Origin of the sequence: Algoriphagus aquaeductus (genome assembly GCF_003253485.1) — a bacterium.
Taxonomy (GTDB): domain Bacteria; phylum Bacteroidota; class Bacteroidia; order Cytophagales; family Cyclobacteriaceae; genus Algoriphagus; species Algoriphagus aquaeductus.
Map to the genome: position 1 here is coordinate 65,599 of NZ_QKTX01000003.1, position 15,181 is coordinate 80,779.

11 protein-coding genes, 1 tRNA gene and 1 pseudogene are annotated in these 15,181 nt (G+C 42.6%); 10 read left to right on the forward strand and 3 right to left on the reverse strand.

All coding sequences use genetic code 11. The annotated features are described in order from the left end of the window. Window positions 1-108 precede the first annotated feature (108 nt). The 5 genes and pseudogenes from CLV31_RS04695 to CLV31_RS04720 all read left to right on the forward strand — a co-directional run bounded on the left by CLV31_RS04695 (window position 109) and on the right by CLV31_RS04720 (window position 4,841). Window positions 109-342 carry a hypothetical protein gene (locus tag CLV31_RS04695; RefSeq protein WP_111391736.1) on the forward strand — a complete coding sequence of 78 codons (234 nt, stop codon included), beginning with the start codon at window positions 109-111 and terminating at the stop codon, window positions 340-342. 60 nt (window positions 343-402) lie between these two features. Beyond that, window positions 403-1,557, forward strand: coding sequence for a 6-bladed beta-propeller (locus CLV31_RS04700; RefSeq protein WP_111391737.1), 1,155 nt, complete (start codon window positions 403-405; stop codon window positions 1,555-1,557). Between the two features lie 192 nt (window positions 1,558-1,749). Further along, window positions 1,750-3,522, forward strand: a pseudogene (rpsA, locus tag CLV31_RS04710) (30S ribosomal protein S1). A 303-nt stretch (window positions 3,523-3,825) separates the two neighbouring features. Further along, entirely contained in the window at window positions 3,826-4,422 is a 597-nt protein-coding gene (locus CLV31_RS04715) for an outer membrane beta-barrel protein (protein ID WP_111391739.1), read from the forward strand. 44 nt (window positions 4,423-4,466) lie between these two features. Next, the gene (locus CLV31_RS04720; protein WP_111391740.1) at window positions 4,467-4,841 is read left to right on the forward strand and encodes a hypothetical protein; all 375 of its coding nucleotides are present in this window, start codon (window positions 4,467-4,469) and stop codon (window positions 4,839-4,841) included. 14 nt (window positions 4,842-4,855) lie between these two features. Here the strand turns inward: CLV31_RS04720 and CLV31_RS04725 are convergent, their stop codons facing one another. The 3 genes from CLV31_RS04725 to CLV31_RS04735 all read right to left on the reverse strand — a co-directional run bounded on the left by CLV31_RS04725 (window position 4,856) and on the right by CLV31_RS04735 (window position 7,815). Continuing rightward, a complete protein-coding gene (locus CLV31_RS04725; protein ID WP_245943323.1) occupies window positions 4,856-7,012 on the reverse strand; it encodes a xanthine dehydrogenase family protein molybdopterin-binding subunit in 2,157 nt (718 codons plus the stop codon). 84 nt (window positions 7,013-7,096) lie between these two features. Then, complete coding sequence (locus tag CLV31_RS04730) at window positions 7,097-7,570, reverse strand: (2Fe-2S)-binding protein (RefSeq protein ID WP_111391742.1); 474 nt, start codon at window positions 7,568-7,570, stop codon at window positions 7,097-7,099. Between the two features lie 174 nt (window positions 7,571-7,744). Beyond that, window positions 7,745-7,815: transfer RNA gene (locus CLV31_RS04735), tRNA-Cys, on the reverse strand. A 366-nt stretch (window positions 7,816-8,181) separates the two neighbouring features. Between CLV31_RS04735 and CLV31_RS04740 the strand changes: the two genes are divergently transcribed. Genes CLV31_RS04740 through CLV31_RS04760 form a run of 5 tightly spaced genes read left to right on the forward strand, consistent with a single transcriptional unit; the run spans window position 8,182 to window position 15,181 of the window. Next, the gene (locus tag CLV31_RS04740; protein ID WP_111391743.1) at window positions 8,182-9,441 is read left to right on the forward strand and encodes a c-type cytochrome; all 1,260 of its coding nucleotides are present in this window, start codon (window positions 8,182-8,184) and stop codon (window positions 9,439-9,441) included. Between the two features lie 38 nt (window positions 9,442-9,479). Next, complete coding sequence (locus CLV31_RS04745) at window positions 9,480-12,560, forward strand: TAT-variant-translocated molybdopterin oxidoreductase (protein ID WP_111391744.1); 3,081 nt, start codon at window positions 9,480-9,482, stop codon at window positions 12,558-12,560. A gap of 17 nt (window positions 12,561-12,577) precedes the next feature. Continuing rightward, window positions 12,578-13,942, forward strand: a complete 1,365-nt coding sequence (gene nrfD / locus CLV31_RS04750; protein WP_111391745.1) for an NrfD/PsrC family molybdoenzyme membrane anchor subunit — start codon at window positions 12,578-12,580, stop codon at window positions 13,940-13,942. Between the two features lie 2 nt (window positions 13,943-13,944). Beyond that, window positions 13,945-14,475 carry a DUF3341 domain-containing protein gene (locus CLV31_RS04755; protein WP_111391746.1) on the forward strand — a complete coding sequence of 177 codons (531 nt, stop codon included), beginning with the start codon at window positions 13,945-13,947 and terminating at the stop codon, window positions 14,473-14,475. 13 nt (window positions 14,476-14,488) lie between these two features. After that, the gene (locus CLV31_RS04760; RefSeq protein ID WP_111391747.1) at window positions 14,489-15,181 is read left to right on the forward strand and encodes a c-type cytochrome; all 693 of its coding nucleotides are present in this window, start codon (window positions 14,489-14,491) and stop codon (window positions 15,179-15,181) included.

Here is a 15,181-nt window from a genome sequence, read left to right on the forward strand (position 1 = left end):
TAAATCAAAATTATGCCGTTCAGACGATATTAATAGGTTTCATCCAAAGTGACTTTTATTTTTTTTTTATTGAAATTCAGATCATGTTCAACTTAATCTTTTCGTAAAATGAAAAAGTACCTTTTATCAGCCACATTCACTTTTGCAATGGTGGTAATGTTGTTATCTTCTGGGAAAGTACAAAGCCAAGCATCTCTTCCAGAACAGGGCTATGAACCAAAGCTTGAACCTTTCAGCTATCCTATAGTTGCTGGTACACTTTGGGTCGTTAAGTGCAGGCCATTGGAGGATGCATCATGTTCAGTTTCTGCTCAAATTCCATGTGCCGAAGCCGAAGGTTAAATTTAAATAAGCCTTTATGAAATGGTTATTCATCTAGGCTTATTTTTTTAAAATTGTATTATGAAAACATATTTCTTTTGCATTGTACTGGTCGTTTTCTTTAGCTGTACAAAAGAAATCGACAAAGAGAAAATTTCGATTAACTTGAACGATACTAAAGATTTGAAGTATTCGGAAATTTTTCAGAGTTTTGAATATATTTATCTTCAAATACCTGATAGTGTACCTCTTATAAACCCTGTTAAATTAACAATAAATGAATTCGGGATTTTTGTTCAGGATAGAGACCAAGATAATTTATTAATATTTAGTAGTTCAGGTAAATTTGAAAGAATCATTAAATCATCTGGGCCTGGACCTGGTGAATTCTTAAATCTGGAAGATTTCCAAATTCTCCTAGATGAAATTTTAATATTGGATAATAATTTAAAGAAATTAATAAAGTTTGATTTGTTGGGAAGATTTAAAGAGGAAAGTAAAATTGAATTTCACCCATACAACATTCATCAATCAAGCAATCGACTATTAATGTATTTTGCTAATAGGCCTGAGTACAAGAATTTTTCTATTGTTGGAAAAAATAAGAATGAGCTTTCAGGGATGAAAAAAGTAAAAGAAGAATTCATAGGGATAAATTATTCTTCAACTGCTGGCTTCTTAAAAGACGATTTAAGGAAAAAGATTTTTTTGAAACTTGACACATCTTATGAAGTAGTTATTTTTGATGAAACTGGAAATATCGAAAATGAGATTGAATTTGATTTTGGACGGTATAATTTTTCAGATCAAAAGAGAAAGGAATTCGGGCTTTCTCCTGAACGTTATACTTATTTAAGGGAGAATAATATGGTAGAAAATATATTTTCGTTTCTTCCACTTAAGAGTAATTTCTTGGCAACAATTGTTCAAATCGGATTAAAGGCCAAATACGTTATTTTAAATGAAGACTTAAAAAGTTATACAGTTGCTTCGAAATTTATCAACGATATCGATAATTTTGAGGGCGATTTTTCGCCAATTTCTCAATTCAACGGGAATATTATTTTATCCAAGGATTCAAGAAGTTTTCAAAAAGAATATCTCAAAAGTTTTGGGGGAAAATCAATCAGTTCTAATGATTTTAATAAACCGGATGGCATTCATCAGTTTTATAAAAAAAATGAACATGATTTTCAAAATGATAACTTTGTTGTAATTAAAGCTAAGGTGAGATAATGAACTGTTTTTTTGATTTGTAAAATTGTTGAATAATCTTCCACCACTTATTCTCCTTTTTCAAAAAAACCTTACCTTTGCAATCCGTTCGGGTGAATGGGGTGTTTTGCGTTTGCAAAGCGCTGATTTCTAACCAAAAAAGCAGCAGTCTCATGACTCTAGGACTGTTGGTTTTCAGAGTCAATTTTATTTATGTCTAGTTCAAAAGAATTTAATTGGGACAACTTCGGCACCAAAGGTTTCGGAGAAGGCTATTCCAAAGAGCAAAGAGCTCAGATGGAAGCCATGTACGCCGGAACCTTGAATGAGATCACTGAAAAAGAAGTGATCAAAGGTGTGGTAGTAGGAGTAAACGACAAGGATGTAATCATCAACATCGGGTTCAAATCTGACGGACTTGTGCCGCTTTCTGAATTCCGGGATGTAGCCAGCATCAAGCCAGGCGACGAGGTGGAAGTATTCATCGAGGAGCAGGAGAATGCATTGGGTCAGTTGATCCTTTCCCGTAAGAAAGCCAAAATCGTCCGTGCTTGGCAGGACATCGAAAGCGCTCTTGAAAATGACAGCGTGATCGAAGGTTTGGTGAAGAGAAGAACCAAGGGTGGTCTGATCGTAGATATCTACGGGGTAGAGGCCTTCTTGCCAGGTTCTCAGATCGACGTGAAGCCTATCAGAGATTTCGATATCTATGTAGGTAAGAAAATGGAAGTAAAAGTGGTGAAAATCAACCACACCAACGATAACGTAGTAGTTTCTCACAAAGTGTTGATCGAGAAAGATCTCGAAAAGCAAAAGGCAGAAATCCTCAACAACCTCGAGAAAGGTCAAGTTTTGGAAGGTGTGATCAAGAACATGACCAACTTCGGTGTATTCATCGATTTGGGTGGTGTAGATGGTCTACTTCACATTACAGATATCTCTTGGGGCCGTATCAATCATCCGGAGGAAGTATTGCAGCTTGACCAGAAGGTTCAGATTGTTGTTCTTGATTTCGATGATGACAAGAAGAGAATTTCGTTGGGTATGAAGCAGTTGACTTCACATCCATGGGATTCTTTGGCTGCTAACCTTGAGGTTGGATCCAGAGTACAAGGTAAGATTGTCAACGTAGCTGACTACGGTGCATTCTTGGAATTGGCTCCGGGTGTAGAAGGTTTGATCCACGTTTCCGAAATGAGCTGGTCTCAGCACTTGAGAAACCCAGCTGACTTTGTAAAAGTAGGTGACGAGATCGAAGCAGTAGTATTGACTTTGGATAAGGATGACAGAAAGATGTCTTTGGGTATCAAGCAGCTTACCGAAGATCCTTGGACAAAAGGTGATATGTCTACCAAATATGCGGTAGGTACCAAGCACAAAGGCGTGGTAAGAAACTTGACCAACTTCGGTCTCTTCCTTGAATTGGAAGAAGGAATCGACGGATTGGTTCACGTATCTGACCTTTCCTGGACTAAGAAAATTAAGCATCCTTCTGAGTTTGTAAAAGTTGGAGACGAGCTAGAAGTAGCTGTTCTTGAACTTGACGTGGACAACAGAAGATTGGCTTTGGGTCACAAGCAGTTGGAAGAAAACCCATGGGATACGTTCGAAACGGTATTCCCTGTAGGTTCAGTGCATAAGTGTACTGTCAACTCCAAAAACGACAAAGGTGCTGTCCTTGAGCTTCCTTACGGACTGGAAGGCTTCGCCACTGTGAAAAACTTGGAGAAAGAAGACGGTACTTAGGTAGAAATTGGTGAATCTTTGGATTTCAAAGTGACCGAATTCTCTAAGGACGATAAGCGTATTGTTCTTTCTCACACAGCTACCTTCAGAGAAGAAGCTAAAGCGGCTAAGAAAGCAGCAGTACCAGCTGGCAAGAAGAAGGAAGATGCAGTCGAAATGCCTGCCCAAGCTGAAAAATCTACTCTCGGAGACATCGATGCTCTAGCTGAGTTGAAAGAGAAAATGGAAGGTAAAAAATAAGAAGCTAGATTCTAGACATTAGAATCAAGACTAATTACAGTAAATAAAAGAAGCGCCGGCTAAAAAGTCGGCGTTTTTTTGTTTAAAACCTGCCATGTCTTAAGTTGTCTGTGAGAGCTTGTAGCGATTCTACTTGGTTCTTCGTAAGGTCATTGTATATTCAGTAAATCACTTTCCACTTTAAAAAATGATGAAATACCCATGAGAAAATGCTTCTCACACAGGGGGATGATTATCCGGGGCATTCTCCCGATGAAAGATCGGGACAGGCTATGTGGCAAATGAAAATCAAATTATAAACAGATGAAAAAGAACTTGCTTTTTACTTTTATGCTTTTGAATTCGGTCTTTGCTTTTGGTCAAAGTGGTCTGGAGTTGAAAGGGTTTGTTGGATTTTCTAGCACTATTCTCGGTCCAAAACAGGAATTTATCGGCGGGAGCTCAGGGGAAATGAAAAACCTGAAAGAGTTTGGATTAATTCTCTCTCAAGAAATCGGGCCAAACATCAGGTTAAAGAGCGGGTTAACTTATTCCTATTCAGCAGTACAATTTACACCTCCTCCCTGTCCGAATTGTGGTGTAAATGATCTTTTTGCTCATAATCCTGATTTCAAAATGCTTTCTATTCCAGTATTTGCAGAATATGCCTTAGGAGATTTCTTTTACGCTGCTGCAGGACCTATCCTGGATTTCCAGCTTTCTGAAGGAAACAATATTACGGATCAAAGTGGATTGGGCTATTTGGTAGGATTTGGGGGGAAAGTGAAAACTGAAAAATTTTCGTTCTCACTTTTTCCCAATTACAAAAGACACAGCGTCATTCCTTTTGAGAATAATGGAAGCGGGAAAGATATCTTACGTGAGTTTGGAGTTCAATTGGGAATTGGGTATCGGTTTTAACTAACTTTTTTCAATCGACGCTAGCTGTGAGATTTATTGGGATCATGATTCTTGTACTTTTTGTTCTTTCTTCATGTGATAGAGAAGATGATCTTCCTTTTGAACTAACTGCCGAGGGACTGGTGGGAACCTGGGAGCAGTACCAATACCGGGGAAGTACCGGTATAGAAAAATTTGAAACAGAATACGAATCAACAGGGAAGACAATCACTTTTTTCTCAGACGGAGAGTGGGAATCAGTTGATTTTTTTGAATGTGATGAAGGGGAATACAGTGTAACAGACCAAATCCTGACCATGATTTTCCAATGTGATGATCCAGTAAAAACTCAACTATTCAGGCTGAAAAGAGAAAAGGATCAACTGATTATTTCACCCTCATGCTTTGAGGGATGTTTTTATGTTTTTAAGAAAATTTAGGCCTTCGATAGGGCTCAGCTTACGTTATTCCAGTCCACTTTTTCTGCCGAAATCGGTAATTCCCGAACCCTGGTGCCTGTCCCGTTAAAGACTGCATTGGCAATTGCCGCTGACACAGGTCCTTGTGCAGCTTCACCGGCACCCAAGGGAGGAAGTTCCGGTCTATTAATAATGTGTACTTCTACGACAGGCACCTCTTTTGCTCGGAGAATGGGATAGGAGTTCCAGTCGGTACTCAGCACACCATGTTCATCGAAATCTACCTTTTCCAGCAATGTCCAACTGGCTGATTGGATCATTCCTCCTTCGGTTTGGTTCTTCAGCCCATCGGGATTGATACATTGACCGGAATCGATTACTCCGGTGAGTTTTTCCAGTTTGAATGTTTTAGAGGATTTATCAATCGATACTTCCGCGACCACAGCAAAGTAAGAGGCAGAGTTTTTGTATTTGGCAAAAGCGACACCAAAACCTTTATTTACTGCGTTTTGAGCCGTATTCCAGTTTGTTTTTTCGGCGACTGATTGTAAAACTGCCTTTGCGCGATCGTCATCTAGATTCTGTATTCGAAACTCGATTGGATCTATCTCTGCTGCTGAGGCGAGTTCATCAATAAATGATTCCAAGGCAAAAATATTCCCATAAGCCCCCAATCCTCTTAGGGCTGAGGTCCTGAGTGGTCCATCGTAGTTATGAAGAAGCAGTCGCTTTGAAGGAATGGTGTAAAGCGGAATGGCATTTCTGTACGAGCCTCCTGAAAATCCTCCTTTTTTGAATTCAAAAGGCTTTTCCAAATGTCGTGCTGATACATAATGTCCTCCATTTCCATTGGGACGGGTACTATGCGTATCTGAAAATAGATTGGTGTCCCAAGCGATAATTTTTCCTTCCGGATTCAAACCCGCCTCCAGTTGTATGACCATGGCAGAGCCATAAGGTTCCCACTGATGTTCATCCTCTCGCATCCATTGAAGTCGGACCGGTTTTTCGGGAAATTCTCTTGCAATCAAGGCTGCCTCAGCTGAAACATCATCTGCCCCATTGTGACCATAGCATCCCGATCCCGGTATTCCGATGCATCTGATTTTTTCTTTGTCCAGCCCGAACAAATCGGATAAGGAATTCTGAAGGGGATAAACTCCTTGTGAAGGGGACCAAACAGTGAGGTTACCGGCTTTCCATTGCGCCACTGCACAGGAAGGACCTGTAGAGGCATGCATGTGGTAAGGGCGGTGGTATTCCTGTATTAATTTCTTGGAGGCAATTTTCAGATTTTTTGAAATATCTGCAGAATCTTCTATGGTCTCGGGTGACATGGATTTGGCTTTCATGTCTTCGAAGAGTGAGGCTTGAGAAACTTTGATTTGAGGTGTTTCCCATTCGCAAGTGGCTTTCAAGACCATCCAAGCTTTCACCGCCTGATATTCGCGGGTGGCTATCACCGCCAAAAAGCTCCCGTTACGAACTACCTTCAGAACCCCTTCCAGCATTGAAACTTCTGAAAAATCATTCGTTATCAATTTTGCTCCATAGGTTGGGGGATGTAAAACCCTTGCGTGAACCATCCCATCAATCCGAAGGTCCTGTACAAAGTGGGCCTTTCCTCTCACCAAGTTTTTAATATCATCTCTGGCAATGGGTTTGCCGACTAGTTGATGTTCTTGATACTTTTTGAGAATTGCATTTCCCGTGATTTTGCCCTCCAGATTTTTTCCTGCCAAAAGTTCCCAATAGGAAATTGCCTGGTTCGATTTGCTTTTGATGATGCCATTTTGCACGCTGAGGTTGGATATGTTCTCATTCCATGCGTTTGCAGCAAGAGTAAGCAGATACAGTCTCGCTTCCGCTGCAGCCTGTCTGATGGCTTTTCCGCTTCCTTCCACCGAATTACTACCGGCGGTGTAGCCTTCGTTGGCGGTCTGTCCGGTGTCACCATTGATGATGTGGCAAATCTCAAATGGAACATCCAGTTCTTCAGCGGCCATTTGGAGAAGTGTGGTGCGTATGCCCTGACCCAACTCCTGCTTTCCTGTAAGGATAGTCACATGACCATTGGCATCCAATCTGATCCAAGAATCGATCAAATCCTTGTCAACATGAGGTCTAACCGGAATGCCTTGGTATGTACCAGGTTGTGAATTTGTGCTTCCGGTACATGAAAGTAAAGGCATAAGTTGAAATCCCAGTACAAGTTGTCCAGTGGACCTCAGGAATTTCCGTCTTGAGAAATCCGTTGATTCTGTATTTTTCATATCTCAGAAGGATTCAGTTGATTTCGCTGCGGTCTTCACTGCCTGAATAAATCTGGAATGTGTGCCGCACCTACAAATGACCCGGTGAAGGGTTTCCCGGATCTCACCGTCTGATGGATTGGAATTTTTTTTCAACAGACTGACAGCGGAAATTATCATTCCATTGATGCAGTATCCGCACTGTGCCGCTTGGGTTTCAATGAATGCTTCCTGGACTGGGTGAAGTTTTCCATCTTTTTCGAGTCCTTCTAGGGTTAGTATTGATTTGGTCTGAGCAGATTGGCAAGGTAACAAGCAAGAGGGTTCGGCTTCTCCATCCAAGAGCACTAGGCACGCTCCGCACTGTTGCAGTCCGCATCCGAATTTGGCACTGTTGATTCCAAACTCTTCACGGAGAATGTACAAAAGCGGCTCTGAAGGGTCTGCCGAGAAGGTCTTGTTTTCCGAATTGACGTTAAGTTTGATTGGCTCCTTCACTTTTTTGTGACAATGGTTGGTCTTTAAAATAAAAAATCAATTGGCCAATACCAATTTAAGAAGGGGCTGATGGTCGGGATAGGTTATGAATTACTATCGGAACTTGAAAAAATCGGGTAATGAAGGTATTGAAACGTAAAAAAGCATCCGTTTTGGCGGATGCTTTTTCTGTTGAGGTCGCGAGCGGATTCGAACCGCTGTACAAGGTTTTGCAGACCTCTGCCTAGCCACTCGGCCACGCGACCATTTTCTAATGGAGTGCAAATGTAGAGATATTCTTTGCTTGTTCAAATAATCCCAATTTGATTTTTTGAGTTCACAAGATCAAAAAAAATCTAAATGAAGTGGATTTATAAACCTTTTTATCCCTCAAATCCTGATAATCAAGCCCCTAAGAATCCGGCTTGAAAATTATGCTATTTATAATTATTCCAAATAATATCAGGATCAAAAAAAAAGACTCAATATGCTGTAAATCAATATCCTATCAGTTTGAAAGTTGAGTATTGCTCAGAAATGGGGGTTTGGAATTCATGTTTGAAAAATTAACGTCCGATAGTACCTTTGCAGGGGTTAAAGAGAACCTTAAAAACTATTTAATTAGCTAAAATATGTTATCCAAACGCTCGTTAGTAGGGATTCGATGGAGTTTCCAGACGCTGGCAGTGCTGTTTTTCTTGCTGATTGGAGTTTCGGCTTATGCTGTAGACCCAGCGGTGGCAAGCAGTGACGAAGCAATTGCGGCAGGTAAAACTGTCTTCAATGCAAACTGTAAACAATGCCATAAGCTCGATCAAAAAAGTGTTGGTCCAGCCTTGAGGGGAATTACAGAAAGACAGACCATAGAGTGGGCAAAAGCTTTTATTGTAAATTCTCAGGCAGTTATTGCTTCAGGAGATGCCTACGCCAATGCATTGTACAAGGAGTACAACAATACGGTCATGCCTTCTCACACTTTTTTGACCGATGGCGATTTGAGCAATTTGTTGGCTTATATCGAATACGGGGATAAAGTGGATCCAGCTGCTGCGGCCGTCACCGGAGGTGATGCTTCCGGAGCAGCAGCTAGTGGAGGAATTCCAAGTGAATATCTGTCCATTATTCTGGGAGTATTGGTTCTCGTGCTCTTACTGATCCTCGTAGTCTTGGGCTTGATTATTTCGGTTCTTACCAAATACATCAACAAACAGGATCTTTCTGAGGATGACAAGGAGTTCGTTTCTCAAAAGTCAGACCTTTCCAAGGTATTCAAGAGCGATGCCTTTATTATTATAGTAACTGCCCTGGTGATAGCCTTAGTCGCTAAAACTGCCATTGACGGCCTTTATTCTGTAGGGGTTCAGCAAGGTTATGCTCCAGCCCAACCGATCGCATTTTCCCATGCACTTCACGCGGGCCAATATGAAATCGCCTGCCAGTATTGCCATACCGGGGTAGAAATCGGTAAGTCCGCCAATATCCCTTCAGCCAATATTTGTATGAACTGTCACACTCATATCCAAAATGTGGGTGGTAAAGAAGGAATATCCCCTGAAATTGCCAAAATCTACGCAGCCGTAGACAATAATCAGCCTATCGAATGGGTAAGGGTTCACAACCTTCCCGACTTGGCCTATTTCAATCATGCGCAGCACGTGGCAGTAGGTGGCATCGAATGTCAAACCTGTCATGGTCCTATCCAAGAGATGGAAGTAGTGGGTCAGCACAGTTCATTGACCATGGGCTGGTGTATTGACTGTCACAGACAAACCGAAATTGCTACCGAAGGCAATGCCTATTATGATAAGTTGGTTCAGTTGCACTCCACCTCTAAAGATGCTTTGAAAGTAAAAGACATCGGCGGCTTGGAATGTGCTAAGTGCCACTATTAATTCCTTATCCTTTTGCTAATTCATTCCTAGAAATAAAAATGAAGGAAAATAAAAAAACCTACTGGAAAGGGCTCGAGCAACTCAGCAACGATCCGGAGTTTGTGAAGCATGCCGACAGGGAGTTTGCAGAACTTCCTACCAACATGAATGAGGATGGCAGTGCTTCCAGGAGAGATTTTCTCAAATTGATGGGTTTCAGCTTGGCAGCAGCTTCTCTTGCGGCTTGTGAGGCCCCTGTGAGAAAGGCGATTCCATATGTTAATAAGCCGGTGGATGTCAATCCATCCATTCCAAACTATTATGCATCTACTTTCGCATCAGGCGGTGATTATGCTGCTGTGGTGGTGAAAACAAGAGAAGGGCGTCCGATCAAGATCGACGGAAATGACCTCTCACCTATAAATAAAGGAAAAGTAAATGCCATCGTAGAAGCTTCTGTGCTTTCTCTTTACGATAAGCAAAGATTAGCTGGACCGATGGTGGCAGGTGCCAAGTCTGACTGGAAAACAGTGGACGAGCAAGTTAAATCCAAACTTGCTTCTGCAGGTTCAATAAAGATCGTCGCAAATACCATTTTGTCTCCTTCCACTGAGAAAGCTATCCAAGAATTTGGAGCTGCTTTTGGTGGAGCAGAGGTGATCATGTATGATCCGATCTCAAACTATGGTATTTCTAAAGCGGCTGAAACTTTCTATGGTCAGGCGGTAATCCCTTCTTATCATTTCGATAAAGCCAAAACTATTGTCTCCTTTGGCGCAGACTTTTTGGGCACTTGGATATCTCCGATAGAATTTGCTGCGGCCTATGCCAAAACCCGGAAGGTGAGCAAAGAGAAGCCTGAAATGTCCCGTCATTATCAGTTTGAGTCTAACCTGTCATTGACTGGTGCCAATGCTGATTACAGGACTCCAATCAAAGCTTCTCAGTCTGGGCTGGCTGTACTGGCGCTGTATAACGCTATTGCTTCCAAAGCCGGAGCAGCAACAGTTTCTGCCGCTAAAGTTGAAATTGCAAACCTTGACAAAGCTGCAAATGACCTTTGGGCTGCTAAAGGTGCTTCTTTGGTAGTTTCAGGTTCAAATGATCCTAATGTTCAGATTGTGGTAAACGCCATCAACGAACTTCTTGGAAACAATGGTGCTACGGTGGATTTCTCCACTCCGGTATACTTCAGAAAAGGAAATGATGCCCGCATGAATCAATTCATCGCTGAATTGAAAGGCGGACAAGTGGGCGGAGTTATTTTCTACAACTGTAACCCGGTATATGATCATGCCAGAGGTGCTGAAATCGCGGAAGGAATTGCTAAAGCTAAAGTAAGTATCGCTACCAACGGTACCATGGACGAAACTGCATCTTTGGTGCAGATTGTGGCTCCCGATCATCACTTTTTGGAGTCTTGGAATGACTATCAGCCTAAAAAAGGGCATTTCTCTTTAGCTCAACCTACCATTTCTCCTTTGTTTGACACCCGTCAGGCTCAGGATTCTTTCTTGACTTGGGCTGGTTCGACTACAAACTACTATGATTATCTCCAGGCTAATTGGAATACCACACTTTATCCATCGATGGGTGGTGGAGTTTCTTTCCAAGAATTCTGGGATAGATCATTGTTCAACGGTGTTATTGCTTCTGAATCCACACCTTCTGCGATTGCTCCGATCACTGATGCTTCAGCAGCAGCTGCAGAAGTGGCAAAAACATACGCCGCCGACAATGCAGGTTCAGAATTGGTGATTTATTCGAAAGTAGGTATCGGCAACGGTACATTCGCCAATAACCCTTGGCTTCAGGAAATGCCAGATCCAATCACCAAAGCGACTTGGGACAACTATCTGACGGTCTCTCAAAAATGGGCGATTGCAAATGGCGTGACTATGGTGGAAGAAAACACCAAGAAAGCTCAAATCTCAGTGAACGGGAAGACTCTTATCGTTCCGATCTTGGTTCAGCCAGGCCAGGCAGATGGTACCTTTGGTTTGGCATTGGGATACGGTCGAACCAAAGCAGGAAGAGTAGCCGATGGAGTAGGGGTGAATGCCTATGACCTTCTGGATTCCTCCAAAGGCTTTGTGAACTTTGATATTACTTCAGGTGTGGAAGTAGCCGTTACCGGCGATTCCTATAAAATAGCAAGAACTCAAACTCACCAGACTTTCATGGCTCGCGAAAACGTGATTCAGGAAGCGGTGTTAGCGGATTATAAGCAAGACGCTTCAGCGGGACGATACAAGCCTGAGATTTATAAGGATGGAGAGTTTGTAAAACCTTCCAAGATTTCCCTTTGGAGTGGCCATAAATACAGCCAGCATCATTGGGGTCTTGCCATCGATATGAACTCTTGTATCGGTTGTGGAGCGTGTACAGTGGCTTGTCAGGTTGAAAACAATGTGGCTGTAGTCGGTAAGCAGGAGGTCTTGAATAGAAGAGAAATGGCGTGGATCAGAATCGATCGCTACTACTCCTCTGATGCAGCCGCTGATGATTTGAGTGGTTTGGAGATTGCTTCTGAAAATCCGGAGGTTACTTTCCAACCCATGATGTGCCAGCAGTGTAATAACGCACCTTGTGAAACGGTATGTCCAGTAGCTGCAACCACTCACTCATCTGAGGGGCTAAACCAAATGACTTACAACAGATGTATCGGTACTAGATATTGTGCCAACAACTGTCCATATAAAGTGCGTCGATTCAATTGGTTCAAATATCACGACAACAAAGACTTTGCTGGAGTAAACGTTGCTCAAAACGATGATTTGGGTAAAATGGTATTGAACCCGGATGTAACTGTGCGAGTGCGTGGGGTAATGGAAAAATGCTCCATGTGTGTGCAGCGAATTCAGGCGGGTAAGTTGACTGCAAAACGTGAGAAGCGTAAGCTGGAAGACGGTGAGGTAAATGTAGCCTGCGCGGTAGCTTGTCCTACTGATGCGTTGGTGTTTGGTGATATGAATGATCCAAACAGTAAAGTTTCCAAACTACTGAAGATTGAAGAGACAGACTCTGCAATCAAAGAAGTAGGGGAGGAAAGAGCGTATCACGTGCTGGAAGAAATCAACGTGAGTCCTAACGTTTGGTACTTCACCAAGATCAGAAATAAAGATAAAAACGAAGCGTAATCATAATTTTATAAACTATGCAGGTTACTTCATCCGTACGCGAGCCGTTAGTTACCGGGGGTAAATCCTACCATGATGTGACACATGATGTGGCACGTCAGGTAGAAGGTAAGCCGACCAAACTTTGGTTTTTGGCTTTCCTGACTGCCGCCGGGGTATTGGCTCTAGGATCAATTGCCCTTCTTGCTACCCTCTGGGAAGGGATCGGAATGTGGGGTCTTAACAAAACAATCGGCTGGGCTTGGGACATTACCAACTTCGTGTGGTGGGTCGGTATCGGTCACGCAGGTACATTGATTTCCGCGGTTTTGTTGCTTTTCAGACAGAAATGGAGAACATCCATCAACCGTGCTGCCGAGGCGATGACCATTTTTGCGGTTATTTGCGCAGCGATGTTCCCGGTTATCCACATGGGACGACCATGGTTGGGAGCCTATTGGGCCCTTCCTCTTCCCAACACCTTCGGTTCGCTTTGGGTTAACTTCAACTCACCGCTTCTTTGGGACGTATTCGCAATCTCCACTTATTTCTCTGTATCCCTTGTATTCTGGTATATCGGTTTGATCCCTGATTTCGCGACTATTCGTGACCGGGCTACCGGATTGAGAAAAACCATTTACGGTGCACTTTCCTTTGGTTGGGATGGCGCAGCCAAAACTTGGATGAGATATGAATCGGTATCCTTGATTTTGGCCGGTTTGGCTACTCCTTTGGTACTTTCAGTTCACACCATCGTATCCTTTGACTTTGCAACTTCGGTAATCCCTGGATGGCACACGACTATCTTCCCTCCATACTTCGTTGCCGGTGCGATTTTCTCCGGATTTGCGATGGTATTGACCTTGATGATCATCACCAGAAAAGTGTTCAAGTTGGAAGATTACATCACGATGGGACACATTGAGTTGATGAATATTGTCATCATCATCACGGGTTCTATAGTGGGTATTGCTTACATCACAGAGTTTTTCATCGCTTGGTATTCCGGGGTGGAGGCAGAACAGTATGCATTTATCAACCGAGCAACAGGACCTTATTGGTGGGCTTACTGGTCAATGATGACCTGCAACGTGATCTCTCCTCAACTTTTCTGGTTCAAAAAAATCAGAACTTCCATCATCGCCACCTTTATTCTTTCCCTAGTGGTAAATATCGGGATGTGGTTTGAGCGATTTGTAATCATCGTGACTTCTCTTCACCGTGACTTCTTGCCTTCTTCTTGGGCGATGTTTTATCCAACTTGGGCCGATGTGGGAGTCTATATGTTCACTTTCGGATTGTTTTTCACCCTATTCTTCCTTTTTGCGAAGTTTTTCCCGGTGATCAACATGGCTGAAGTTAAATCTGTATTGAAATCTTCATCTGATAAAGCACACAACTAATCATGGAAAGAGATACTCATTTTATTCTTGGAGTGTACGACGATGAAGACGTATTGCTCCACGCAGTGGAAAAAGTAAGAGGGAATGGAGTCAAAATTCACGAGGTTTATTCTCCATATCCTGTTCATGGGCTGGAGCATGTCCTAGGCTACAAAAGAAGCCGGCTCCCAATTGCCGCATTTCTTTTTGGCATGCTGGGTACCAGCTTGGCACTTACCATGCAGTTTTACATGATGAGATTTGACTGGCCTATGATCATAGGTGGTAAAGACTTTGCCGCTTTCCCTGATTTTATACCTGTTACTTTCGAAATGACGGTCCTATTGGCCGCATTCGGAATGGTAGGTGTCTTTATGGTCAGCTCAAATCTGAAGCCTTGGGCTCAACCCAGGATCTTTGATATTCGAAGCACCGATGATAAGCATGTGATGGCTATTGACATCGCTCACAACAGTGCATTGGAGATTGAAAAAATCAAAGAAATTCTGAAGGCATCTGGTGCGACGGAAGTGAATAATAAAAGTTTTGAATAGAAATACCGGATATATGAAAATTGCTAACGCATTATTATTCGCAGGTTCTGCTCTTGCTGTTTCCCTAATGGCAGGCTGCAAAGCTAATGGCGACAATCCGGGGCTGGAATATGCGCCTCAGATGTATCACTCTGTAGCTTATGAACCATTGACTCAAATCAAGGATGAATCCCAAGGTTCATGGCTTTCCAATAGAGAGGATGGCAAAGGGGAATTCTTTAATTCCAATGTGTATAATCCACATGGTATGAACATGAGAGAACCGGTAGAAAATACCGTTCCAAGAAATAAGCAAGGATATTTGCCTCATCGACTGAAGCAATTTGAATTGGAGCAAGCGGCCTTGATCAAAAATCCGGTCGCAACTTCTGATCAGGTTCTTAAAGATGGAGAGAAGCTTTACCTACAGTACTGCAATGCCTGTCATGGTAAAGGCGGAGAAGGGGATGGCAAAGCAGGAGAAGTAATCGGTGGTGTAGCCAATCTTAAAGGCGGAGCCTATGTCAATCTTCCTGAAGGCCATATTTTCCATGTGATTACCAAAGGTAAGGGAAGGATGGGCGCTCATGGTTCTCAAATCCCTGCTGAGAGCAGATGGAAAATTGTCCACTATGTAAAACAAGTAATCCAAGGTCAGGCTGTAACGGCTGAGTCAGCTCCTGTTGCAGATTCTACCGCGGTAGCACAAGTAACCCCAGCGAATTAA

Bases quoted from the DNA above. Each gene is read 5' to 3' on its own strand.
- CLV31_RS04695 (WP_111391736.1), top strand. From the start codon at position 109: ATGAAAAAGTACCTTTTATCAGCCACATTCACTTTTGCAATGGTGGTA.
- CLV31_RS04700 (WP_111391737.1), top strand. From the start codon at position 403: ATGAAAACATATTTCTTTTGCATTGTACTGGTCGTTTTCTTTAGCTGT.
- CLV31_RS04715 (WP_111391739.1), top strand. From the start codon at position 3,826: ATGAAAAAGAACTTGCTTTTTACTTTTATGCTTTTGAATTCGGTCTTT.
- CLV31_RS04720 (WP_111391740.1), top strand. From the start codon at position 4,467: ATGATTCTTGTACTTTTTGTTCTTTCTTCATGTGATAGAGAAGATGAT.
- CLV31_RS04725 (WP_245943323.1), bottom strand. From the start codon at position 7,012: ATGCCTTTACTTTCATGTACCGGAAGCACAAATTCACAACCTGGTACA.
- CLV31_RS04740 (WP_111391743.1), top strand. From the start codon at position 8,182: ATGTTATCCAAACGCTCGTTAGTAGGGATTCGATGGAGTTTCCAGACG.
- CLV31_RS04745 (WP_111391744.1), top strand. From the start codon at position 9,480: ATGAAGGAAAATAAAAAAACCTACTGGAAAGGGCTCGAGCAACTCAGC.
- nrfD (WP_111391745.1), top strand. From the start codon at position 12,578: ATGCAGGTTACTTCATCCGTACGCGAGCCGTTAGTTACCGGGGGTAAA.
- CLV31_RS04755 (WP_111391746.1), top strand. From the start codon at position 13,945: ATGGAAAGAGATACTCATTTTATTCTTGGAGTGTACGACGATGAAGAC.
- CLV31_RS04760 (WP_111391747.1), top strand. From the start codon at position 14,489: ATGAAAATTGCTAACGCATTATTATTCGCAGGTTCTGCTCTTGCTGTT.